A 23,545-nucleotide genomic window follows, 5' to 3' on the forward strand; every position below is an offset into this window, starting at 1 on the left:
AATGATATCAACAGTAATTTTACAGGCTGGCGGTCAAGGTATGCAAACTATCATCATGTTCGGATTGATGTTTGTTGTAATGTACTTTTTCATGATCAGACCTCAGATGAAAAAAGCAAAAGACCACAAAAAAATGGTAGCCGAACTTAAAGTAGGCGATAAAATTGTAACTACAGCAGGTATTCATGGTAAAATTGTAGGATCAAACGATACTACTTTTTTAATTGAAGTAGAAGGTGGTGGCAAAATTCGTTTCGATAAATCGGCAATTTCTTTAGATGCTACTAAAGCTGCTGAGCCTAAAGCATAATTTCAGTCACAATTATCATCTCCACTAAATAAGGCCACTTCGATACGCTCGAAGTGGCTTTTTTTTGTAATTTTACGCTATGCCGTTTATCAAGTTAACCAAGTTGGAACAAAAGCGCTTTGGCACTATCTTATTGTGCATTTTTTGTGCAATAGGCGCTTGGTTATTTTTGGCACTAAACAAAAAATATCCTTACCAAGTACAAACTGAGCTTTTGTACAAAGATGAACCTCAGGGGAAAGCATTTAAAGCATTACAACCCGACACCGTAGATTTAAAGGTAGAAGGCAGCGGATGGCAACTGCTATTTGCCCGCTTGAGGATTAACCCACCATCGGTTACGGTAAGTTTGCAAAAGCTTAACAGCAGAAGCTACGTTGTTTTTTCAGAACAGTTAGAGCAAATCAATAAGCAGCTTGGAAGTTCACAAAAAGTAATTTCTGTTACTCCTGACACGCTTTATTTCGATTTCTCCAAACGTACTAATAAGCGAGTGCCGTTAAAATTAATCTCGAAACTGAGCTTCGTACAGCAACATGGCGTGGCTAAGCCTATTCAGCTAAAACCTGCTTACGTTAATATTTCGGGACCAAAAGAAGAACTGGACAAGATACACATTTGGCATACGGACAGTTTGAAGTTGGACAACATTGAAAACAATGTAGACACCAGAATAAACATCTTAAAAAATGCCATCAGCAACGTGAGTGTTTATCCCACCAATGTGGGTGTGAGAATTCCGGTAGACGAGTTTACGGAGAAAACCATTGAAGTACCGTTAACACTTTTGAACAACAAGGAGTATTACGATGTGAAACTTTATCCTAAAAAGGTTAAGGTAACTATTTTGGTAGCACTATCCAACTACGCAAAAGCTAACGAAGACGCTGTAAAAGTGGCGGTTGATTTGAACGAGTGGAAGATATTGAATCATCGCAAACTTTCAGTAAAAGTCCGTCAATTACCAGCTTTCTCCTCGGTAGTGCGTATTGAGCCCCAAAACGTGGATTTTATCATAGAAAAATAATGCTGAAGATAGGTATAACGGGTGGTATAGGCAGCGGAAAAACAACTGTATGCAAGGTTTTTGAAACATTAGGCATTCCTGTATTTTACGCCGATACGGTAGCAAAACAAATCATGACCACAGATTTTACTTTGATTGAGGGCATTAAAACCACTTTTGGTTCAGCAAGTTATTTCGAGGATGGTAGCTTAAACAATAAGCACATTGCCAACATCGTATTTAACAACGAGAAAGAATTGGCAAAGTTGAATGCATTAGTGCATCCCGCTGTTTTTAGAGCATTTGATGCTTGGGATGCGAAATTATCAAAAAACATCCCCTACTCTTTAAAGGAGGCGGCGCTACTGTTCGAAAGTGGTTCTTACAAAATGTGTGATAAAAATATTTTGGTAACCGCACCACAGGCAGTTAAAATTGCGAGGGTAACAGTACGCGACAATGTAAGCGAAGAACAGGTTTTAGCAAGGATGAACAAACAATTACAAGACGAGGAAAAAATTAAATTGGCAGATTTCGACATCAACAATACCGAAAGCCAATCAGTTATTTTACAAGTTTTAGCACTACACAAAACGTTTTTGGAGCTTGCAGCTTCCTATAAACAGTAAATCACCTTAACAGCACTGCGCCTATCTAGGCCAAATATAATGAATAACATTTTACAGGATTTTATTGAGTTAACTAAGTCGGGTTTGTATTGCCGTTACGGCGATTTTTATTTAGATCCGCAGGAGGCAGTTCACAACGCCGTAATTTCCCATGCACATGGCGACCATGCGCTGAGCGGAAATCATCAGGTGTACTGCACAAAGGCTACCCAGTTATTCATGCAACACCGATATAAAAAATTTGCGGCTGCAGCCTTCCACATCATCAATTACAAAGAACAATTTGTTTTAAACGGCGTCAACATCAAGTTTTATCCAGCTGGCCACATGTTAGGTTCGGCAATGATATTAATGGAATACAAAGGCGTTAAATACCTTTATACTGGAGATTATAAAACGGAAGATGATGATACATGCGAAGCAATTGAGCTGGTAAATGCCGATGTGCTGATTACTGAAACTACTTTTGCTAATCCTGATGTTGGCCACCCAGATGCAAACGAGGAAATACAAAAGCTGAACGGAGTAGAAAGCAACATTATGCTTGGGGCATATGCGTTGGGCAAAAGTCAGCGCTTAATAGCATTAATTAACCAACATTGTGCCAATAAGCGGATTTTGGTGCACCACAGCATTATGCCCTTTGTACATATTTACGAGCAAATGGGCATCAACTTAGGGAAATACCAACCCTACGATAGAAAAATTATGAAGCAGCAATTGACCGGCAACATTTACATTGTGCCGCCAATGGTCTTCAACAGCTACATTAGGGCAATTAATGTGGTACGGGTTTTTGCTACCGGCTGGCAGCATCTACAAAAAGGCAATGCACTGCATTTATACATTTCCGATCATGTTGATTGGAAGGGAATTATCAAAACCATTGAAACTGTAAAACCTACCGAAGTATGGACTTTGCATGGAGATGGAAAGCAGTTAAAAAATCATTTTGAGGATAAGCTCACAGTAAAGATATTAAACTGATTAGGTAACTTAGGGCAAACTTAACCATGAAAGAAGGAGAAGATTTTTACTTTAATGAAGATGGCTTAATGGTTTTTACAAAAGCCTATCATCTAAAAAGAGGCTATTGTTGCAAAAACAAATGCAAGCATTGCCCTTGGAATTTTGGTAAGAAGACATCTGATAAACCCGCTGACCGCTAGCGTATTACATCAAATTTTATCGCCGCTATAGCGCAAAGTAATTTTTAGTTTACAATCAAACAGCTTAGCAAACAGATTGTTAACTTAGAAATTATGGTGAAGAAAAACCCAATACCTAACGCATTTGCCTTTTTAATTTGTATTGCTATTCCAATTGGTATTGGATTTTTTGCAAGTTCATTTACTATTGACGCCATAAAAACCTGGTATGTCAATTTAAACAAGCCTTCATTTAATCCGCCAAATTGGGTTTTTGCTCCTGTATGGACTACATTGTACGTGTTAATGGGCGTAGCTTCCTATCGGGTTTGGTACCGCAGGAAAGCCGCTGATGGATTCCAATATGCGGTGATTGTTTATTTCATACAACTGGCACTGAACTTTGCATGGTCACTTATCTTTTTCGAAATGAGGCAAATTGGACTAGCCTTAATTGAAATAGTCTTGCTCCTTTTTGCCATCCTTTTCAATGGTTTTATTTTCTATCGCTTCGATAAATTGGCGGGTTGGCTATTTGTACCTTATTTTCTTTGGGCTAGCTTTGCCACTTACCTTACCTACACTATTTTTATCCTTAACTAAATAATAACTAGCTTAAATTAAAGAAAATAGGTACTTTTATAGGTAACATGCGCTACAAAAGTATCTTAATCTTACTGCTTTTTATCTCCTGCATTCAACTTAAAGCACAAAAAGTTGGATTGGTACTTAGTGGTGGCGGTGCAAAGGGCTTGGCGCATATTGGAACCTTAAAAGCACTGGAAGAAAACAAAATTCCCATCGATTACATTACTGGAACCTCAATGGGAGCTATTGTAGGTGCCATGTACGCAGCTGGTTATTCACCTGCACAAATTGAAAAAATAGCGCTCAGCGAAGACTTTCAGAATTGGGTAAGCGGCAGATATCAAAGCGATTATAGCTTCTACTTCCAAAAATCGCCGCCTAATCCTACTGCTATTACCGCAAAAATGGCCATCGATACGAGTTTACGCTTAAGCTTTAGGCCCAACTTAGTTAACGATATCCCACTGAATTTTGCTTTATTAGAACTGTTTTCACAAGCATCTGCTGCTGCTAAAGATAATTTCAACAACCTAATGGTACCATTTAGGTGCATGGTTTCTGATATTCTTTCGCAAAAGAGTATAACGGTGGCCAATGGCAGCTTAACGGAAGCTGTAAGAGCCAGCATGTCGGTGCCTTTGGTATACCGCCCTATCAAATTAGATGAGCAATTTGTGTTTGATGGAGGCATTTACAATAACTTTCCAGCCGACATCATGAAAAAGGAGTTTAATCCGGACTTCATTATTGGCGCAAACGTTTCTTCCAAAACTTTTAATGAATATCCAAAAGATGATGACCGAATTGTTAATCGCTTCTTCATTTACATGTTTTTAGCGAAATCAGATTCTACTTTGGTTGGCAAAAACGGCATCTATATTGAACCTAACTTAGCAGACTATAGCGCTACCAACTTTACTCCCGTAGCAGCATTAATTAAACAGGGTTACGATGCTACAATGGCCGAAATGGACAAAATCAAAGCTAGGGTCAAATCCAGAATAAGCAACAAGGAGCTACAAAAAAAGAGGATTAGCTTTAACAGTAAAAAGTCGGAGCTCATTTTTAACAACATTATTGTGAAGGGCGTAAACTCCCAACAGCGTAAATATGTAGAAAGATTATTTAAAAGTGACAATGAGAGCTTTAACCTTGCGGATATCAAAAGAGGCTATTATAAATTAGTAGCTGATGAAGTGTTTGAAGCAATTTACCCTAAAATTACCTACGATGCCAATACCGACAGCTACAATTTCGAGATCGTGGCACAACCTAAAAAAAGTTTGAAAATTGATTTTGGCGGCAATATTTCATCCCGCCCCATCAGTAATGTTTATTTGGGAATACAATACAATTACCTGAACAGAAAGGCCTATACTTTTGCTACTAATTTTTACTCTGGGCGTTTTTACGAATCGGCGCAATTAAGCGGCAGAATTGATTATCCGAGTAAATTACCACTATTTTTAGGCGCAGAACTTACTTACAACCACTGGAATTACTACAGCACCAGTAAAATTTTTGTAGAGAATCCTTCGCCGGTTTACATTGACCAAGCCGACCGTAAAATTGATTTGAAATTTGGAATGCCATTGAACAAAAATGCCCGGATGATACTCAATGCAGCCTTTATCAATAATAGTGACAATTATAGTCCTACGGGAGATTTTGTTGTTGGCGATATTTTAGACAGGACTGTGTTAAATGGTTTTAGAACAGGATTAACATTCGAGAAAAACTCCCTCAATAGGAAACAATATGCCACCGCAGGAAGAAGTATTTACGCAACTGTAAACTTTACCACTGCGAAGGAAAACTACACTCCCGGAAATATTGCGAAGAAGAGCGCTGGATTGATCCCATTGGCATCGGGTAATTTTAGGCAATGGTTTCAAGCTAGAGTGGCCTATGAAAATTATGGCTTACACACCAAACGATACACTTTGGGCTACTCGCTAGAGGCAGCAGTATCTAACCAACCATTATTTAGCAACTACTATGCTACGCTCTTAGCTGCTCCTGCATTTTATCCGTTGCAGGATAGCAGATCAACTTTTTTGACCAACTTTAGAGCTTTCAATTATGCCGCTGCCGGAATAAAAAATATCATTAACCTGCATAAAAAATTTGATTTACGTGTAGAAGGTTATGTATTTTTACCTTATCAAGAATTTAAAAAAATTGGACTTCAACAAGTTGGCTTCGAAAATACCATTAGTAAATGGCGTTATGCGGGCACCACGGGTTTAGTGTATCAATCTCCACTGGGACCAATTAGTTTTAGTTACAATTTATATGATGATACCAAACGCCGCCATAGCGTATTGTTACATATTGGCTACCTTATTTATAACAAACGATCTTTAGAATAAAATGAGACTTTTATTTTTTGCTGCATTTTTCTTCTTTACAATTAACGGCTTTTGCCAAACCGCAGGCATCAATAATTTTATTGTAAAGGAAAGCCTTTTAAAAAACAGTAAAATTGCCATTATTGCAGCCGATAGTTTAGATAATCCGCTAGAAAATATCAATGGGACTTACACTTTTAGCGTTAGTGGTTTTACGCAACAGCTAAATTTTAATGATGGTGTAGCTATTTTGCCCTTGCCAATAGATAAATCTACATTTGTGTACATCAAACATGAAAATGACCAGGGAACACACAGCAAGCTACTTTATGTCTACAAAAAAAATGCTGATCTCAATCCAATCACCATTAGCAGAATTTTCTTTATCATCATCCCCCTATTGATATTGATTTTGGTTTTTGCATTCAAGAAATTCATCTACATGGGCGTAATCCTGTTCTTGATTTTCTTTTTCTTCAGTTACAGTAATGGATTAAATGTTTCCACTTATTTCGAGACTATTTTTGATTATTTAAAAGGGTTGATTTAGATTTTGGGAGCTGGGGATTGATGGCTAGGCGTTTGTCATTAGCAGCACACACTTAACCAACATAAACATATCGTAATGGCTTAAAACAAAAAAAGGTTCTACAAAATTGTAGAACCTTTTATATTTAGGTCTGGACCTAAAAATTACTTTGCTAAAGAAGCTAAAACAGCGTTGTTTTTTGCTAATTGATCTTTAGTTGATTGCTTTGAACGGCTACCTAACTCTAGGTTAGTTGCCAATTTCAAGTTTTTTACTTCTAAACGAGAAACAGTTTTATTGTATCTGTCTTTTCTTTTTAATCTGGTAACTGCCATGATAATAAGCTTTTATGTCTTTTAATATTCAATCTTGAGGTCGAGAGCGGATTCGAACCGCTGTACAAGGTTTTGCAGACCTCTGCCTAGCCACTCGGCCACTCGACCTTATTTTCAAGGTTGCAAAAATAGCAATTAATCGTAAGCTTGCAAAAATATGTTCACTTTTATTTTCAAAAAGCAACAATATTATAAGTTGATTAAGCGCAGTTCTGCTGCAGTTTCCTAGGCCCTTCTTAATTCGCTGCAAAAAATTGCCGCCGAAACAGCTACATTCAATGACTCAGCTGCTCCAAAACGAGGAATAGTTACTGGCACATTAATCTTCTCTATCAACTGTTTAGCTATTCCATGTCCTTCGTTGCCAAGTAAAATCAACCCCTCTTTACCCCAGTTGGTTTGATAAATATCATTGCCATTGAGTAAAGCTCCAAAAATTGGCAAATCAACTTTCTCTAAAAAATCAGCTAAATTGGTATACGAAATATTTACCCTGCATAACGAACCCATGGTGGATTGTACCGTTTTCGGATTGTACGCTTCCACTGTATTTTCAGAACAGATGATATTTTTAATGCCAAACCAATCAGCCGTTCTGATGATTGTACCAAAATTACCGGGATCTTGCACATCATCCAACACCAATGAAAATTGATTTTTCAGTTGCGCTATATCTAAACTTTTTGCCGACGGTATATGTACTAAAGCCAATATGCCTTGTGGCGTTTGTAGTGTACTAATCTTTTGCAACTCGGCATCGCTTACTTCAAATAAATTTATATTTGTAGCAAATTTGGGTAACTGCGGTAAAATATTTGAAGTGAAATAAACGCTATGTAGCTGATAATCAGAATTTAAAAATTCTACAATAGATTTTATACCTTCGATAATAAAAATTCCGTTTTCTTTACGGTACTTTTTTTGATGGAGCGATTTAATAAAACTGATCTGAGATTTTGAAAGCATATAAAAACTACAATAAACAGGACATTCAACTTCTTGCAATATTACTATTTATTCTTGTTTTTATAGCAGGTTGTGCCTCAACAAAGTATATTGAAGATTACCAAGCCATTGTAAAAAAAGTGCGTATAGATAGCATTGCACCCGAATACAAGGAAGCAGCCTATACCTACGTACAAAACGACATCAAACCCGTTGAAGGACTGGGCATTAATGTTTTCATCTATAACCTATTTAATACTAAAAACGGGAAATACAAAAAGAACAACATTAAACCGTTGGGTAGTCCGCCGCCAATTTTAGACAGTACTTTGGTTGAAATTTCGCGAAGCCAAATAGAGAAATTTTTAAAAAGCAAAGGCTTTTTCAACGCCACCGTTAAATCAGATATTAAGGTACGTAAAAAGAAAGCCACTTTAACCTTCACCGCAGCAACTGGCGCACCTTTTATGGTGAATAAACTCACTAACGAAATCTCTGATGCAACTGTAAAATCAATTTATCTTAACAATAAAAACAACTTTTCGCACTTAAGCGTAGGTATGCAGTATGATGAAGACTCATTATCTTACGAAAGAGAAGAAATTTACAAGTTGATGCGTAGACAAGGCTATTATGATTTTGTAAGGCCTTACGTACGTTTCTCGCCTGATTCCAACCAAAACAACAATAAAGTAAGTGTAAAACTGATTATAGATAATCCTATTGACAGTACAGACCTACACAAAGTTTACCGAATTGGCGAAACGAATATCCTTATTGCTCCCAATACAGAAGGTTTTACTGACTCTATTAAATTTAACAAACGGAGTTTCAACGGTATCCGATTTACTGACTTATCAGGCAAGTTTAGGAGAAATCCAATTGTTAGATATGATTTTTTAAAGAAGGGCGAGATTTATGACATTGATAACGAAACACTAACTTATGATAGGTTATACGAACTTAATGTTTTCAAAAACGTTAAAATTGAATACCTAAAAAATAAAGATACGGCCGGGATCATCGAACCAGTTATTCTACTTATTCCGCAAAAGCGGATGAATAATAGAATTGAAGGCGAAATTCCGTTTAACAACGCTACAGTAGGTTTTACGTTGAGTAACACTTATACCAATAACAACTTTCTTAAGGGTGGCGAAAAGTTTCAGTTTCAGGTAAAAGGTGGCCTTCAATCTAGGTTTATCGATGGCAGATCAATTTTTTCGGACATTTATCAGCGAGATTTCTCGGTAAGTGCAAGTTTAACCGTGCCACGCCTAATGGTTCCTTTTAGGATTCCAACGATGGGGAAAAATGGTATTCCTTACACTACCTTTTCGAGTAGCTATTTATATGCACTACAAAAAGACATTACAATCCGTAGGATTTTCATCAATGCCATTAGTTACGATTGGGTAGAAACTAAATCTAAACTGCACTCGCTAACGCCACTCAACTTCGAATATCGATTTGGAAGTATTCTTATTGACACGGTCGACAAATCTGACATCGATAAATACAATGCTAACAAGCAATTGTTGGAACAAAACTCCTACAACATCACTTTATTAGGGCGTAAGGATTTTACTTTGGGAATGAAATATGCTTACTCTTTAAATGCCGATAAACTACTACAAAATCGTAGCTTCATTTATTTTAGAGGCAACATTGACATTGCAGGCAATATGCTTCAAGGGATTTCTAGCTTACTTGGCAACAAACATGATCCAGCCAACGGCGATTATGGAAAAGTACTTGGTTTGCCTTTTAACCAATATGTTAGACCTGAAATTGACATCCGCTGGTACAAGAGTTTAGGGCCAGAATCACAGTTGGTAACGCGTTTAAATACCGGCATTGGCTATGCGTACGGTAACTCCACTGCTATTCCGTTTGAAAAACTATTTTACGCAGGTGGCTCAAGCGGCGTTAGGGCTTGGCAAGCTCGTACCCTAGGTCCTGGAAATTACAACAGGGAAGTAATTACCAGTTCAGAAGCCAGGGCATCAACATTTGGGTTGGACCAATTAGGACAAATGCGCATTGAGGCCAATTTGGAATATCGCTTTTTGTTAGCCAGAAAGTTTTGGGGAGGAAAATTGAATGGCGCAACGTTTATTGATGCCGGTAACATTTGGAATATTGCCAAAGGAAATCCGCAACCTCAAACCTATTTTAAATTTGATAAACTAGCCGACCAAATTGCCATAGGTACCGGATTAGGCTTTAGGTATGATGTACAATTCTTTGTTTTCCGTTTTGATGTTGGCTTGAAATTAAAAGATCCACAATTTGCTGCAGGTGAGCAATGGGTAATCAGTAAATTTATAAACGGCGGCAAAACCTTTAAAGAAAACTACTTAGCTACACACAGCCCAGATAGGTACCGTTTCCTACAATACAATTTTGGTATAGGAATGCCATTTTAAAAAGAAGATGAATGTTAATTGAAAAGCAGCTTAAATCAATGATTTACAGATGCTTTTAATTAAGCCCGGACCTTCGTAGATAAAACCAGTATACAGCTGTACCAAAGCAGCACCAGCATCCAGCTTTTCTTTAGCATCTTCAGCAGAATGAATACCTCCCACACCAATGATAGGGAAAGCATTTCCAGACTTTTCGGCAAGATACCTGATGACTTCTGTTGAACGCTTGGTGAGCGGCTTACCGCTTAATCCACCCATTTCGCTCTTTAGTTTTTCAGGAGCATACAATCCGTCCCTACCAATGGTAGTATTGGTAGCGATAACGCCTGCTATGCCGGTAGTTCCGACGATTTCGATGATGTCATCTAATTGTTCGTCGGTTAAATCTGGTGCAATTTTCAGCAAAATTGGTCTTGAGATGTTGTTTTTTGAGTTCCTCTTCTGCAAGGTATTCAGCAATTCCATTAAAGGCTCCTTTTCCTGCAACGCCCTTAAACCAGGTGTATTTGGCGAACTCACATTAACAACAAAATAATCAACCACATCAAAAAGCCTGTCGAAACATTTGATATAATCGTAAACCGCCTGTTCGTTAGGGGTATTTTTGTTTTTCCCGATGTTACCGCCCACAATAATATCTGGATGGCGATCTTTCAATAAACGTAAACGCTCTGCCATGGTGTCTACCCCTTTGTTATTGAAACCCATCCGGTTAATCAAAGCAGCATCCTCAGGTAGGCGAAACATCCTAGGTTTATCATTTCCAGGCTGAGGCAGCGGTGTTACCGTACCTACTTCAATAAAGCCGAAGCCCAAATTGCTCAGTGCTTCAACATATTCGCCATTTTTATCGAAACCTGCGGCTAAGCCTACCGGATTTTTAAACTTCAGGCCAAAAACTTCTCGCTCTAGTCCCTTAAAACTTACATCGTAGCTTCCTCGCAAAACCGATTTACCAAAAGGGAAACTATCATTGAACCATTTAAGGCGTTTAACCACAAAATGATGCACATTTTCGGGGTCGAATTTGAAGAATAAGGGCTTTACCAAACGATACATAGTGCGAAGATAGCAAAAAAGGAAATCTTAACATTTTCTTAATTTATTTTTTGAAACGGAGGTATTCGATATTTAACGTTAAAGGGCAGGCATCCAATTTCCCAAAGGATGTTTTACGGATTTTAAGATTGCACTATCTTTTCTACCTATCTAAGAAGTACTTATTTGAGAGGCAATTTAACGAAAAAAAAGCATGAAAAGTGCATAACAATATTTGGCAAATAAACTTGCGTTTTTTGAGTGTTCTCTCGACAAATCATACCAAAAAACGCAACTGCAACATCGTCAAAAACTGCTTAAAACACAACTAAAACGAATATCAATTTATTTTTAAGATGGTTGGTATTGCGTATATTCAGGAATTAATAGGCATTTTAAGACAACATTTGAGAATTGACGCGTACGACCAAAATATTAAACCTTATTTACTGTTTGACAGTTTTACTTTTTCTGTTAGACTGCTTGACAAGTTTTGACATCAAAAATCAATTCCTAAAATCGTTCGTTTACTTTGGTTTCTTAATCGGCACACCTACGATTTCACTTTGGAACTTTTTTTCAATAAAGACAAAAAACAAACGAATTATTGCGACAATTTATCCTACAATTTCACTGATTTTCATTTTTGTCGTGAACCCAATGAAAATTTTGGCTTCATTAGGTGCTTGGCGTACACAGAAAATTTTGTATCAAAATGAACACTTCCGTTTTAAGACAGTTGAATTTCAAATGCAGGATATTGGTGCAAGAGGCTACAACGAACGAACGGTCGAAGTGATTTATCTGACACCTGTGTTTATGCTTACAAGCGAACCTCATAAAAGCATTGACAAACGAATAGAATGGGTAAAGGTTGACAAAGAAGTTAATGAACTTGGACTTAACTTTCCATAGACAATGACAAGAAAAACACGCTATAACATCGGCTCGGTAATATGGCGGCTGAAGTGCTTTTATAAAACATGTGTGCAAAGTTCAACAATATTAACTCTATTGAACATTTGTACTTATAAAACCCGTCGGAACACAAAGCCACTAAACCTTAATGATCAGGCTATATCAACACGGCAACATTGAAAATTTTGAACTGTATGGCATTAGAACAATTGAAATACCCGATTGGAAAGTTTGAGAAACCTGAGATAATTACGAAAGATATTTTAGCAAAATGGATTTCAGAAATTTCAACATTTCCTACAAGGTTAATAAATGAAGTAAATCATTTGACAGACGAGCAACTCGACACACCTTATAGGCCAAACGGTTGGACAATTAGGCAGGTAATTCACCATTGTGCAGATAGCCATATGAATAGTCTCATTAGATTCAAACTAGCTCTTACTGAAGACCAGCCAACAATTAAACCTTATTTTGAGGAAAGATGGGCAGAACTATTTGATAGTAAAAGTATGCCTATTCAACCCTCTTTAAAAATAATTGAAGGGATACACGATCGATGGACTACATTACTAAACAATCTAAATAACGAAGATTATCAGCGTGTTTTCATTCATCCCGAACATGGAAAGAGAATTAGAATTGATGAAAACATAGGCATATACGCTTGGCATTGCAACCATCACCTAGCACACATTACCGAAGCGAAAAAGACATATAACTGGGCATAACTTTTTAACTAATTGTGTTTAAATGCTAAATAAGTTGATAATAATAATTGACCGTAACGGATTCAGCATTACTTTGGCACAAACCTCCCTTTTCTTTGACGCTTTTATACCCCTTTCAATACCGAATCATGCTATACTTTTGAAGAAATAAAACATAACATCATGGCAAGTATCAATCCACACATCAATTTCAATGGAAATGCAGAGGAAGCGTTCAATTTTTACCGATCAGTATTTGGAGGAGAGTTTACCAAAATCATCCGCTTTAAAGATTTGGCTAACGACAATTTTCAGGTTGCCGAACACGAAGCAGATAAGATGATGCATATTGCCTTACCTATTGGTGGAAACTTCTTAATGGGTAACGACGTACCAGAAATTTTAGGCCGTACCAACGAAAGTGAAAACCGAAGTAAGATCGTAATCAAAGCTGAAAGTAAAGCCGAAGCAGACCATTTATTCAACGGACTTTCTGAAGGTGGCAATATCGAAATGCCAATCAACGACAGTCCTTGGGGAACTTACTTCGGAATGTTTAGAGACAAGTATGGCATTGAATGGATGATTGAATTTGATACTAGGAACTAATTGGTGAGTCTTCTTTAACAGGCTGCCAATAGCACAACAAAACCTTACAACAATTTAACAAATCAGGCTAAAAGCAATTCCAAAACGTTCGAACATTCTCGTAACTTTGCCGCATGGCAAAAATATCCATTAATCTGGCAACGGGTTCATTACAAAAAGAAGAAATTATTGTAGGTATTGATTTAGGTACTACCAATAGCTTGGTGGCTTTTATCAACCCTGAGCAACAGCCGCAGGTAATTAACGACGCCGGCAAAGGTGTGTTAGTACCTTCGGTAGTGCATTTTAATGAGCAAGGTGATGCAGAAGTAGGCAACGAAGCTAAAGCCTTTTTAACTACGGATCCTACCAATACCATTTTTTCAGTAAAAAGGCTGCTTGGCCGCTCGTACAAGGATGTTGCTGAGCACAGCGATATTTTTAGCTACAAAATCATTGATGATGAGAGTGATGCTTTGGTGAAAATTAAAGCCGGCGATAAATTTTACACTCCTATCGAGTTATCTGCCGAGATTTTAAAAGAACTAAAAGCACGTGCAGAGCATGCATTAAAAACTCCTGTTAACAGGGCGGTGATTACCGTACCGGCTTATTTTAACGACAGTCAGCGCCAAGCCACACGTGATGCAGGCAAGCTTGCAGGCCTAGATGTATTGCGTATCGTGAATGAGCCTACCGCAGCTAGTTTAGCTTACGGTTTAGGTTTAGATCCGTCGCAACAAAAAACAATTGCCGTTTATGATTTGGGCGGTGGCACATTCGACGTATCGATTCTTCAAATACAAAATGGAATTTTTGAGGTATTAAGTACCAACGGCAATACTTTTTTAGGAGGCGATGATTTTGACCGTGCCATTTTCAACTATTGGGTGGAGCAAAACAAGCTTGACACCACAATTTTGGCTCAAGACAATACATTAACTCAAAGTTTGCGCTTACAGGCCGAAGCAGCCAAAAAAGCGTTGAGTACACAAAATCTTTACAACGAAAAACTGGGAGATATTTGGTGCAGTTTAGACAAGCAGACGTTTGAAGGCTTAATTTCAGCAAAAGTTCAAGAAACTATTGAAGCTTGTAAAATGGCTTTAAAGGATGCCGAATTAAGCGTGACCGATATTGACGAAGTAGTTTTAGTTGGTGGTTCAACCCGCACCCCATACGTTAAAAAAGCAGTAAGCGATTTCTTCGGAAAACCAGCCCACGACAATATCAATCCTGATGAAGTTGTGGCTTTGGGAGCTGCTATTCAGGCGGACATTTTGGCCGGAAACCGTTCGGATATTTTATTGCTGGATGTAACGCCTTTATCGCTGGGTATTGAAACAATGGGCGGTTTAATGGACGTCATTATTGCTCGTAACAGCAAAGTGCCTACTAAAGCTGGTCGACAATATACTACCTCCGTAGACGGGCAGGTAAACATGAAGATCTCTGTTTACCAAGGAGAACGAGATTTAGTGAAGGAGAACCGAAAACTAGCGGAGTTTGATTTAAAAGGAATACCTGCCATGCCGGCTGGCTTACCTAAAGTGGATATCAACTTTTTGTTGAATGCTGATGGAATTTTAACAGTTCAAGCGATTGAATTACGCTCTGGCGTGAAGCAAGAAATTGAGGTTAAGCCTAGTTATGGTTTGAGTGATGAAACTGTTGAGAAAATGTTGATTGACAGCATCACCAACGCCAAAAGCGATGTAGAACAACGAATGTTGATTGAAGCTCGTAGTGAAGGCGAACAATTGGTTTATACTGCTGAGCGTTTCATTGAAAAAAACGGACAATTACTTACCGAAATTGAAATTGCAGACACAAAACTGCATATTGACCGTCTAAAAGCTGCTTTGGGAAGTGGCGACAAAGATACTATCCTCAAAAATACAGATGAGCTGAACGAATTTACGCGTCCGTTTGCCGAAAGAGTGATGGATACCGCGATTGGTCAAGCAATGAAAGGCAAAAAAATTGACGAGTAACGAAAATTAGCTCGTCTTTAACAGTTATGTATCGCTTGTGGAAGCAAACGATACATAACTTAACCCAAAAGTTTAAAAGGCTTAATTTACTGACCAAAAGCTTTTTGCATCATTTGGGTAAGTTCATCCTTGTGTTCCTGAACCGCAGCTTGCCCCATTTGCATCCCCTTGGTGGTTAAAACACTTACTTTGCTAGCATATTTTTTTCCTGTTGAAGAAGAATAAAAGGCAATTAAGTCCTTTAACTCTTGCTCCGAAAATTCATCTGCATACAATTTTGCCATTTTAGGCTTAAGCACATCATAATTGAAGTATTTAGCCATAAATTCTTTCATCACACTGATGAATTTTTCTCGATGTTCTTGAGGCACTGCTCCTGTTTGTGTTTGTAGCATACTATTCACTACATCATCAAAAGCAGTTCTAGCACCTGAAACTTCTAAAAACTGTTCGCTTACTTTTAAATGTTGTGCTGTTTGCGAAAAAGCGGCACACGGGAGCGCAATTAATATTGCGATAAATAGTTTCTTCATAATTCACTTTAAATTATGGCAAGATAAGATTAATTTCAATCGCAAGCTTATTCAAATCAAATAGATTGTTAATTTAGTGAACCAAACAATAGTACATGAAAAAAACGCTTTCGGTAATTGCATTTGTCATCTGTTATCACATTTCTTGTGGGCAACAAAAAACAATTATCACCACCGATATTAATAATTTTTGGACAGCCTATGCCAGTATTACAGCAACAACTGATAGCGCTAAACAAATTCAATATATTAACGATTTATACATCAATAAAGGCACACCAGGTTTAAAAGCTTTAATGCAAGTAAGAAATTATACGGCACAAAGCTTTGTAAACGCCATCAATCTTTATCCAAACTATTGGAAATCAATTAAACCCAATACCTTAAAAGCGGATAGTTATGGCAAGGAGATTGACAAAGCTATTATTGCGTTAAGTAAACTGTATCACCTTAAACCCGCAAGCATTTATTTCAGCATAGGTACTTTAAGAACTGGTGGCACCACATTAAACGATAAAGTGCTAATTGGCGCAGAAATTTCAATGGCTGATGATAAAACTAACAGCACAGAGCTAAAAAACGATTTTCCACATCTGCCTAATTATTTTGGCTCCAACCCCGTTAAGGGCTTGATCTTCACCAATACACATGAGTATGTACACACACAGCAAAAAACAACCATTGGAAACCTATTACTAGCGCAAGTGGTTTTAGAGGGTGTTGCAGAGTTTTTAGCAGAAAAAGCACTTAACGTTAACTCACCAAATGAACCCATTACTTACGGGAAAAATCACGATACTGAAATTAAAGAGGCTTTTGAGAAGGAAATGTTTTCTCCATCTGTATCCAACTGGCTTTACAACAACACCAATAACCAATTCAAACAACGTGATTTGGGCTACTACGTGGGTTATGCGATTTGCGCTAAATATTACCAGCAGGCTAGAGATAAAAAACAAGCCGTTAAAGACATGGTGGAGCTGGACTACAATAACGAAAGCGAACTTACTGCTTTCGTAGAGCAATCCGCCTATTTCGAAAAACCGCTAAAGGTGTACAAAGACGCTTTCGAGAAATCAAGGCCACAGATTATTGGCATCAAGGAATTTAACAATAATTCCCAAAAGGTAGACCCCAACATTAAGGTAGTTACTTTATATTTTTCGCAACCGATGAATGTAAACTACCGAGGATTTGACTTTGGTCCAGCGGGAGAAAAAAATGTGCTCATGGTTCAGCGTGTGATTGGTTTCTCAGACGATAAAAAATCCTTTAGTTTTGAAGTGAAGCTAGAGCCTAACAATATTTACCAAAGTGTGGCAACGGAGCGTTTCAGAAATGAAAATGGCATTCCGCTAAAAGCCTATCTAATCAATTTTAAAACTGCTAACTAAACGTCATGATATCATTTACAAACGAAACTATTGATTTAGACCAGCTTCCCAAGTATGAAGCAACTATGCTAACTAAACCACATCCTAAATATTGGACATTGATGGTAATTAACATTAGCGTTTTTTTAATAATACTTGGTATTGGTTTAGCGGCGTTGCTTTTACTTAATGATGATGCCGGGCTGAACTGGCTAATTTGGATTGCTTTGTATTTGATTTTCGCAGTGTTTCTTTTTATAGTTTACAGGGCGAGCTTTAAAAGACGTGGTTTCGCTTTAAGAGAAAAGGATGTACTTTACAAAAGTGGCGTAATCGCAGAAACAACTACCATCGTACCTTTAAATCGAATTCAACATGTGGCCTTAAACGAAGGTGTGTTATCCAGAGTTTTTAAATTGGGAACACTACAAATTTACACTGCTGGCGGCAATAGCGGCCAAATAAGTATTGCGGGTATCCCAATTGAGCAGGCTAAAATAATGAAAGAGGCTTTAGTGCAACGCTTGGTAGTTCAATCTGAAAATGAATAGCGCTATGTTTACTGATTTTAGCAAGCCGCAAAGGCAATCGGCCGCAGGCATAATAATTAATGGGGCGTATATCGTTCAAAAATTTGTACGAGCCATGTTTATTCCATTGGCGCTATTCATTGTAAAATCCAATAACGCTGCACTGCTTTATGCGGCTTTGGGCTTAGCTGGTATTTTGGTGGTATCTTTAATTTATGCTTACTTCTATTACCTTAAATTCACTTTTTATCTTGATCCTAAAAAGCAGGAATTTGTAATTGACAAAGGTGTATTTGGCCGCAAACATTTGAACATCCCAGTAGAAAAGATACAGCAGGTAAATATTAACCAAGGATTTTTGCAAAAGCTAATTGGCGTTTACAGTTTGCAAATAGATACCGCTGGAACCGAAAGTAAAGAAGTAAACATCAAAGCCATTAATGGTGAAATTGCCTACGCACTTAAGGAGCACTTGCTCACTGGCAATAATGTTACAGAGCTCCCTACTGAAGCGAACTTAGCCCATGATGTTGACGAAAAAGTACAGGAAACGCCAATAGTTAAAATTGGTGCAAGTACGCTACTAAAAGTTGGCTTAACCAGTAACTATGGACAAAGCATTGCACTGCTGATTGGTTTTGGATATGCGGTGTTTCACAACATTAAAGAACTGCTGAAAGCTTTTGATAACGATCGTGGGCAGTTAGAGGAATTTTTCAAAAGTGGCATCACATTGATTTCTATAGGTATTTTATTTACGGGCATCATCATCATTTTGTTGGCCACTAACGTGATACGAACTTTTATCAAATATTTTGACTTCCAACTCAGCAAGCACCAAAAGTCGTTACTCATTTCCTCTGGACTTTTCGCAAAGAAAAACACCTTACTTCATCCAAGCAGAGTACAAATTACCACTTACAGTCAAAACTACTTTCAAAAGAAAATAGGTCTGTTTAACATGACCTTAAAACAAGCACACGCCGGTCACCAGCCATCTGAAAATGAGATGAAGAGCAATAATATGGAAGTTCCAGGCTGTAATGCTGACGAAAAAGAGGAAATCTTAAAGATGGTTTTAAAGCAACTCCCAGAGCAAGGCAGGACTTTTTCACCTAATTTTCGCTTCTTAAATCTTCCGCTGTTCTTCACTGTTGTGGTACCGTTAATGGTATACGCATTTATTTACAACTTAACTCCCGAAATTCGGCCTTTTTATGGCTTGGCTGTAATGTACGTGGTATTAGTAACCTTGATGATCTACATCAGTTACACGAAGCACCGCATCGTTGTTTCCGAAGATTTCATCATCAAGCAAAGCGGAATTTGGGACATTTCGCAAGAAATTATTGAGCCGCATAAAATCCAATCAATCAGCACTTCACAATATCCTTGGCACCGCAAGCTAGATATTGGTCACGTTACGTTACACACTGCAGCTGGCGATATCAGATTTTTATACGGCAACTATACCGAGATTAAAACGCTAGTAAACTGGTGGCTTTACAAAGTGGAAAGCACAGAAAAGGACTGGATGTAACAGTATAATAAGGAGAAAAACTTGAAGAAGGTTTACATTTTTAGTGGCTTAGGTGCAGATGAGCGGGTTTTCAAATACCTTGATTTGACAGGATTAGAAGTCACTTTCGTGAAATGGATTAAGCCTCAAGTAAATGAAATACTAGCGGATTACGCCAAGCGTTTAAGCGCACAAATTAAAGATGAAAATCCAATTTTGATAGGACTTTCATTTGGCGGAATTGTGGCCACCGAAATGTCCAAGATTATCCCAACGGAGAAGTTAATATTACTTTCTTCACTTAAAACCAGAAATGAAATTCCGCTACTTTATCGTATTGCAGGGAAATTGAATTTGCATAAAATTATCCCGTATTCCCTCCTTAAAAGCAATACCTTTTTTAACCGTTGGCTATTTGGTATCATTAGAAAAAATGATAAGGATTTATTTCAGAAGGTACTAGCCGATACTGATATCGACTTTTTAAGGTGGGCAATTAATGTAATAGTAAAGTGGGATAACCAACTGTTACATCCACAGCTCTATCATATCCACGGTAGTAAGGATAAAATATTGCCCATCAGAAATGCTGGGAATGTGATAGTCATTGAAAATGGAGGACATTTAATGGTGCTGGATAAGGCGAAGCAAGTGAGCGAAGCACTACACAAAATCATCTAATTCCAACCTATCCGTCATTCGTAATTTATTTCAGCATCTTCAAAAGCGAATCCCAGCTAGCGACACGCAAAACCCAAAGGAGTGCACCGATGACAAAATAAGGATTGAAAATCCTAAGATAATGCTTCGAGATTACAAATCTCGAAGAGCATCAGGTTTAAAATGGGCAACTTTGCTAGACGACTTGTCATTCAGAGCATCGCGATGAATCTATTAACATTATAGCCGTCTTCTAGACACGATAACCCGTTCTTCTCAACTCTTAAAGCATCATTACGCCTTTAATTTCGCCAACTTTTTTATAAACAGCAACAACGGCATCCGCATCTTGCATCCATTTTTTAACCGTAACTGAAACATATTTTCCAGTTTTCGATGGTGTTTCTATAAATTCATCTTCAGGTAACACTGTTCTCAGTTCCTTTATCTTATCTACGCCGCCAGTTAAAATAAATTTAAAGGCATACAAACCTGGAAAAGTTTGAACACTTTCTAACTTCTCCTTAAAATTTGCATATATATCGTTGTTGTCCCCTTCCGGGATATCATTAAAGTCTAACTTATGATTTAAATTATTTTCATCCATAACCCAATGTAAACAAAATCCATTCCCTTTTAAAACAGATGCTATTTTGGCAGTAAGCAATTTACAGTTGCCAATTTGTAATGCGCAAGCCATTTAATATGTTCAGCTATTTAAACTGTGTACCAAACCTTTCAACAATTTACCAATTCCCCCTACAATTTCTTATTTTTGAAGTCTAAAAAAGGAAGAAGATTTTGGATTATTTAGCAGGATTAAACCCACAACAAAGAGCGGCAGTAGAGAATACCGAAGGACCAGTAATGATTGTAGCTGGTGCAGGTTCGGGAAAAACGAGGGTAATCACCTATCGTGTGGCTCACTTGATACAAAAAGGTATAGATCCGTTTAACATTTTGGTATTAACCTTTACTAACAAAGCCAGTAAGGAGATGCGTGAGCGTATCGAAAAAGTGGTGGGTAGTGAGGCTAAAAGCATTTGGATGGGAACTTTCCACTCGGTTTTCGCTAAAATTTTACGTGTGGAGGCTGAGAGAATTGGCTATCCAAGCAATTTCACTATTTACGATACGGACGATTGTAAAAGCTTAATCCGTACTATCCTTAAAGAAATGCAGCTAGACGATAAGCTTTATGCAGCTAACATCGTTTACAACCGTATTTCCTCTGCTAAAAACAACCTAGTTTCTGCTGCCGAATACATCAATAACCCAACCATACTAGCTGAAGACATTAGTAATAAAAGACCTGAACTTGGGAGAATTTACAAAGCCTACTGGGACAGATGTTACAAAGCTGGGGCAATGGATTTTGATGACCTTTTATTTAAAACCAATATTTTATTAAGGGACAACCCTGATATCGTTAACAAATACCAACATAAGTTTAAATACATTATGGTGGATGAGTACCAGGATACCAACCACTCGCAGTACACCATTGTAAAAAAACTTGCGGCAGCTCATGAAAATATCTGTGTGGTTGGTGACGATGCACAAAGTATCTATGCCTTCCGTGGGGCTAATATCCAAAACATTTTAAATGTGGAGCGTGATTATCCAGACTTGAAAGTTTACAAATTGGAACAAAATTACCGCTCTACACAAAACATTGTTGAGGTTGCCAATAGCATTATTGCCAACAACAAAAATCAGTTGGAAAAGAATGTATTTTCTTCCAATGAAAAGGGTGATAAAATTAAAATATCAAGAGCTTTTACTGATAACGAAGAAGGTAAACTAGTAGCCGAAGCCATTGTACAGGAACGTAGCGGAAATGGTTTAAATTATACTGATTTCGCTATTCTGTACCGTACCAATGCACAAAGTAGGGCCATGGAGGAGGCTTTGCGCAAGCTCAATGTCCCTTACAAAATATACGGCGGCCTTTCTTTCTACCAACGTAAAGAGATCAAAGATTTAATTGCTTACTTCCGATTAACTTTCAACCCGGCAGATGAGGAAGCCTTGAAGCGTATCATCAACTATCCTCGTCGTGGTTTGGGCGATACTACCTTGGATAAAGTTTCTGTAGCAGCTAATGAGCACGGCATTACGATGTGGCAGGTCATTTGTGCCCCCCACCAATATTTGGGCGGGCGCATCCCTAATCAACTGAACGATTTTGCGATGATGATTAAGGCATTTGCTGCAGAGTCTACAAAGTTAGATGCTTACGAAACCGCTTTATACATTGCCCAACATTCTGGCATTTTAAAGGATTTGCACAGCGATGATAGCGTTGAAGGCAGGGCCCGCTACGAAAATATCCAGGAGTTATTAGCCGGTATCAAAGAGTTTGCAGAGCGTGAAGATATTGAAGACCGCAGCTTGGCTATTTTCATGCAGGATGTGGCTTTGTTGACCAATGATGATAAAGACAAGGACAAAGATGCAGATACCGTATCGTTAATGACCATACACTCGGCAAAAGGCCTGGAATTTAAAAATGTATTTGTGGTTGGTTTGGAAGAGAACCTATTCCCCTCGCAAATGTCGGTAAATTCTAGAGCTGATTTGGAAGAGGAACGTCGATTATTTTATGTGGCAATCACTAGAGCAGAAAAGAAACTAACATTAACTTATGCCACTTCTCGTTACCGTTGGGGCACGTTAACCTCCTGCGAACCGAGTCGTTTCATTAACGAAATTAATCCCTCGTATTTAGAGCTAGATGCCTTAAAACAAGCAAAACCAAGCTACAGCAGCGGCGGCTTTGATACGGAGAGAAAAAGTTGGAGCCAACAAAGGGAGCTACCACAACGACCAACTACGCAGCAAACGGCATTTAAGCCAAAGCCTACTACTTCTATTTTACCAAAAGCACACGTTCCAACAGCGGGTTTTACGCCAAACGCAGCACATGAATTTCAAATGGGCATGGAGGTAGAACACGAGAAATTTGGTTTCGGGAAAATTGTGCAGTTGGAAGGTAAACTGCCGGATGTTAAAGCCACTGTATTTTTTCAGGGTTTGGGCAACAAGCAGTTACTGTTGAAATTTGCAAAGTTGAGGATTGTGAAATAGTTGTTTAGTTGATTGGGTGTTTAGTTATTTGGTTGTTTCGACAACTGACTTATCACAAGCTGTCATTTCGACGATAGGAGAAATCTAATTAAGAAATAGGTTCTTCATAATCTCGGATGGAAACAAGATACTTTTCACTTTCAACTTTATACTCTGGACTAAAACCTTATATTTGCAACAACAAACCATTCCGGTGAATTTCATAACTGAAAACATCTTTGGAAGTTGAGGGTTTTTCCTTAGTCGTTAGCTTCTGTTTCAGTTATTTCATAATGGTTTAATATCGCTGTTGCTTTTTGATTTTGTAGCTACTTTGCTTTTA

23 protein-coding genes and 1 tRNA gene are annotated in these 23,545 nt (G+C 38.0%); 18 read left to right on the forward strand and 6 right to left on the reverse strand.

Annotated elements, in window-relative coordinates; genetic code table 11:
- The first annotated feature begins 1 nt into the window (after position 1).
- The 8 genes from yajC (at position 2) to DUT68_RS15075 (ending at position 6,582) form a co-directional block, all read left to right on the forward strand.
- On the forward strand, positions 2–310 hold the full coding sequence (yajC, locus tag DUT68_RS15045) for a preprotein translocase subunit YajC (RefSeq protein WP_113639040.1): 309 nt from the start codon (positions 2–4) through the stop codon (positions 308–310).
- A 79-nt stretch (positions 311–389) separates the two neighbouring features.
- On the forward strand, positions 390–1,337 hold the full coding sequence (locus DUT68_RS15050; RefSeq protein WP_113639041.1) for a YbbR-like domain-containing protein: 948 nt from the start codon (positions 390–392) through the stop codon (positions 1,335–1,337).
- A complete protein-coding gene (gene coaE, locus DUT68_RS15055; RefSeq protein WP_113639042.1) occupies positions 1,337–1,945 on the forward strand; it encodes a dephospho-CoA kinase in 609 nt (202 codons plus the stop codon). The genes DUT68_RS15050 and coaE overlap by 1 nt, the downstream gene beginning before the upstream one ends.
- 39 nt (positions 1,946–1,984) lie before the next feature.
- Entirely contained in the window at positions 1,985–2,932 is a 948-nt protein-coding gene (locus DUT68_RS15060; RefSeq protein WP_113639043.1) for an MBL fold metallo-hydrolase, read from the forward strand.
- A gap of 26 nt (positions 2,933–2,958) precedes the next feature.
- Positions 2,959–3,114: a DUF5522 domain-containing protein gene (locus DUT68_RS18385; protein WP_157960883.1), complete on the forward strand. Its 156-nt coding sequence runs from the start codon at positions 2,959–2,961 to the stop codon at positions 3,112–3,114.
- A 93-nt stretch (positions 3,115–3,207) separates the two neighbouring features.
- Positions 3,208–3,696, forward strand: coding sequence for a TspO/MBR family protein (locus DUT68_RS15065; RefSeq protein ID WP_113639044.1), 489 nt, complete (start codon positions 3,208–3,210; stop codon positions 3,694–3,696).
- A gap of 47 nt (positions 3,697–3,743) precedes the next feature.
- Positions 3,744–6,053 (forward strand): patatin-like phospholipase family protein, encoded by a 2,310-nt coding sequence (locus DUT68_RS15070; RefSeq protein ID WP_113639045.1) that lies wholly within the window; start codon positions 3,744–3,746, stop codon positions 6,051–6,053.
- A gap of 1 nt (position 6,054) precedes the next feature.
- Positions 6,055–6,582: a hypothetical protein gene (locus DUT68_RS15075; protein WP_113639046.1), complete on the forward strand. Its 528-nt coding sequence runs from the start codon at positions 6,055–6,057 to the stop codon at positions 6,580–6,582.
- A gap of 143 nt (positions 6,583–6,725) precedes the next feature.
- Here the strand turns inward: DUT68_RS15075 and DUT68_RS15080 are convergent, their stop codons facing one another.
- The 3 genes from DUT68_RS15080 to DUT68_RS15090 form a co-directional block, all read right to left on the reverse strand.
- Positions 6,726–6,896, reverse strand: coding sequence for a spore protein (locus DUT68_RS15080; RefSeq protein WP_113639047.1), 171 nt, complete (start codon positions 6,894–6,896; stop codon positions 6,726–6,728).
- A 37-nt stretch (positions 6,897–6,933) separates the two neighbouring features.
- Positions 6,934–7,004: transfer RNA gene (locus DUT68_RS15085), tRNA-Cys, on the reverse strand.
- A gap of 117 nt (positions 7,005–7,121) precedes the next feature.
- Positions 7,122–7,862: a TrmH family RNA methyltransferase gene (locus DUT68_RS15090; RefSeq protein WP_113639048.1), complete on the reverse strand. Its 741-nt coding sequence runs from the start codon at positions 7,860–7,862 to the stop codon at positions 7,122–7,124.
- Here DUT68_RS15090 and tamL point away from each other — a divergent pair.
- Positions 7,853–10,270 (forward strand): translocation and assembly module lipoprotein TamL, encoded by a 2,418-nt coding sequence (tamL, locus tag DUT68_RS15095; protein ID WP_113639049.1) that lies wholly within the window; start codon positions 7,853–7,855, stop codon positions 10,268–10,270. The genes DUT68_RS15090 and tamL overlap by 10 nt on opposite strands.
- 30 nt (positions 10,271–10,300) lie before the next feature.
- On the opposite strand, the gene DUT68_RS15100 is transcribed toward tamL, so the two are convergent.
- Positions 10,301–11,329: a quinone-dependent dihydroorotate dehydrogenase gene (locus DUT68_RS15100; protein WP_113639050.1), complete on the reverse strand. Its 1,029-nt coding sequence runs from the start codon at positions 11,327–11,329 to the stop codon at positions 10,301–10,303.
- A gap of 630 nt (positions 11,330–11,959) precedes the next feature.
- On the opposite strand from DUT68_RS15100, the gene DUT68_RS18390 reads away from it, so the two are divergent.
- The 4 genes from DUT68_RS18390 (at position 11,960) to hscA (ending at position 15,518) form a co-directional block, all read left to right on the forward strand.
- Positions 11,960–12,223 carry a hypothetical protein gene (locus tag DUT68_RS18390; protein ID WP_157960884.1) on the forward strand — a complete coding sequence of 88 codons (264 nt, stop codon included), beginning with the start codon at positions 11,960–11,962 and terminating at the stop codon, positions 12,221–12,223.
- Between the two features lie 197 nt (positions 12,224–12,420).
- Positions 12,421–12,957, forward strand: a complete 537-nt coding sequence (locus tag DUT68_RS15110; protein ID WP_113639052.1) for a YfiT family bacillithiol transferase — start codon at positions 12,421–12,423, stop codon at positions 12,955–12,957.
- A gap of 162 nt (positions 12,958–13,119) precedes the next feature.
- The gene (locus DUT68_RS15115) at positions 13,120–13,545 is read left to right on the forward strand and encodes a VOC family protein (RefSeq protein ID WP_113639053.1); all 426 of its coding nucleotides are present in this window, start codon (positions 13,120–13,122) and stop codon (positions 13,543–13,545) included.
- A gap of 113 nt (positions 13,546–13,658) precedes the next feature.
- A complete protein-coding gene (hscA, locus tag DUT68_RS15120) occupies positions 13,659–15,518 on the forward strand; it encodes a Fe-S protein assembly chaperone HscA (RefSeq protein ID WP_113639054.1) in 1,860 nt (619 codons plus the stop codon).
- 86 nt (positions 15,519–15,604) lie between these two features.
- On the opposite strand, the gene DUT68_RS15125 is transcribed toward hscA, so the two are convergent.
- Positions 15,605–16,051 (reverse strand): DUF2059 domain-containing protein, encoded by a 447-nt coding sequence (locus tag DUT68_RS15125; protein ID WP_113639055.1) that lies wholly within the window; start codon positions 16,049–16,051, stop codon positions 15,605–15,607.
- A 95-nt stretch (positions 16,052–16,146) separates the two neighbouring features.
- Here DUT68_RS15125 and DUT68_RS15130 point away from each other — a divergent pair, with 95 nt between their 5' ends.
- Genes DUT68_RS15130 through DUT68_RS15145 form a run of 4 tightly spaced genes read left to right on the forward strand, consistent with a single transcriptional unit; the run spans position 16,147 to position 20,154 of the window.
- A complete protein-coding gene (locus DUT68_RS15130) occupies positions 16,147–17,445 on the forward strand; it encodes a DUF2268 domain-containing putative Zn-dependent protease (RefSeq protein WP_113639056.1) in 1,299 nt (432 codons plus the stop codon).
- A 5-nt stretch (positions 17,446–17,450) separates the two neighbouring features.
- Positions 17,451–17,975, forward strand: coding sequence for a PH domain-containing protein (locus tag DUT68_RS15135; RefSeq protein ID WP_113639057.1), 525 nt, complete (start codon positions 17,451–17,453; stop codon positions 17,973–17,975).
- A gap of 4 nt (positions 17,976–17,979) precedes the next feature.
- Complete coding sequence (locus tag DUT68_RS15140; RefSeq protein ID WP_198659608.1) at positions 17,980–19,494, forward strand: PH domain-containing protein; 1,515 nt, start codon at positions 17,980–17,982, stop codon at positions 19,492–19,494.
- A 21-nt stretch (positions 19,495–19,515) separates the two neighbouring features.
- A complete protein-coding gene (locus DUT68_RS15145; RefSeq protein WP_113639059.1) occupies positions 19,516–20,154 on the forward strand; it encodes an alpha/beta hydrolase in 639 nt (212 codons plus the stop codon).
- Between the two features lie 262 nt (positions 20,155–20,416).
- Here the strand turns inward: DUT68_RS15145 and DUT68_RS15150 are convergent, their stop codons facing one another.
- A complete protein-coding gene (locus DUT68_RS15150; protein ID WP_214608407.1) occupies positions 20,417–20,800 on the reverse strand; it encodes a DUF493 domain-containing protein in 384 nt (127 codons plus the stop codon).
- A 134-nt stretch (positions 20,801–20,934) separates the two neighbouring features.
- On the opposite strand from DUT68_RS15150, the gene DUT68_RS15155 reads away from it, so the two are divergent.
- Positions 20,935–23,223, forward strand: coding sequence for an ATP-dependent helicase (locus DUT68_RS15155; RefSeq protein ID WP_113639061.1), 2,289 nt, complete (start codon positions 20,935–20,937; stop codon positions 23,221–23,223).
- Positions 23,224–23,545 lie beyond the last annotated feature (322 nt).

This window comes from Pedobacter zeaxanthinifaciens (assembly GCF_003313335.1).
Taxonomy (GTDB): domain Bacteria; phylum Bacteroidota; class Bacteroidia; order Sphingobacteriales; family Sphingobacteriaceae; genus Pedobacter; species Pedobacter zeaxanthinifaciens.

Coding starts and splice junctions, on each gene's coding strand:
- yajC (WP_113639040.1), top strand. CDS start 2: ATGATATCAACAGTAATTTTACAGGCTGGCGGTCAAGGTATGCAAACT.
- DUT68_RS15050 (WP_113639041.1), top strand. CDS start 390: ATGCCGTTTATCAAGTTAACCAAGTTGGAACAAAAGCGCTTTGGCACT.
- coaE (WP_113639042.1), top strand. CDS start 1,337: ATGCTGAAGATAGGTATAACGGGTGGTATAGGCAGCGGAAAAACAACT.
- DUT68_RS15060 (WP_113639043.1), top strand. CDS start 1,985: ATGAATAACATTTTACAGGATTTTATTGAGTTAACTAAGTCGGGTTTG.
- DUT68_RS18385 (WP_157960883.1), top strand. CDS start 2,959: ATGAAAGAAGGAGAAGATTTTTACTTTAATGAAGATGGCTTAATGGTT.
- DUT68_RS15065 (WP_113639044.1), top strand. CDS start 3,208: ATGGTGAAGAAAAACCCAATACCTAACGCATTTGCCTTTTTAATTTGT.
- DUT68_RS15070 (WP_113639045.1), top strand. CDS start 3,744: ATGCGCTACAAAAGTATCTTAATCTTACTGCTTTTTATCTCCTGCATT.
- DUT68_RS15075 (WP_113639046.1), top strand. CDS start 6,055: ATGAGACTTTTATTTTTTGCTGCATTTTTCTTCTTTACAATTAACGGC.
- DUT68_RS15080 (WP_113639047.1), bottom strand. CDS start 6,896: ATGGCAGTTACCAGATTAAAAAGAAAAGACAGATACAATAAAACTGTT.
- DUT68_RS15090 (WP_113639048.1), bottom strand. CDS start 7,862: ATGCTTTCAAAATCTCAGATCAGTTTTATTAAATCGCTCCATCAAAAA.
- DUT68_RS15100 (WP_113639050.1), bottom strand. CDS start 11,329: ATGTATCGTTTGGTAAAGCCCTTATTCTTCAAATTCGACCCCGAAAAT.
- DUT68_RS15110 (WP_113639052.1), top strand. CDS start 12,421: ATGGCATTAGAACAATTGAAATACCCGATTGGAAAGTTTGAGAAACCT.
- DUT68_RS15115 (WP_113639053.1), top strand. CDS start 13,120: ATGGCAAGTATCAATCCACACATCAATTTCAATGGAAATGCAGAGGAA.
- hscA (WP_113639054.1), top strand. CDS start 13,659: ATGGCAAAAATATCCATTAATCTGGCAACGGGTTCATTACAAAAAGAA.
- DUT68_RS15125 (WP_113639055.1), bottom strand. CDS start 16,051: ATGAAGAAACTATTTATCGCAATATTAATTGCGCTCCCGTGTGCCGCT.
- DUT68_RS15130 (WP_113639056.1), top strand. CDS start 16,147: ATGAAAAAAACGCTTTCGGTAATTGCATTTGTCATCTGTTATCACATT.
- DUT68_RS15135 (WP_113639057.1), top strand. CDS start 17,451: ATGATATCATTTACAAACGAAACTATTGATTTAGACCAGCTTCCCAAG.
- DUT68_RS15140 (WP_198659608.1), top strand. CDS start 17,980: ATGTTTACTGATTTTAGCAAGCCGCAAAGGCAATCGGCCGCAGGCATA.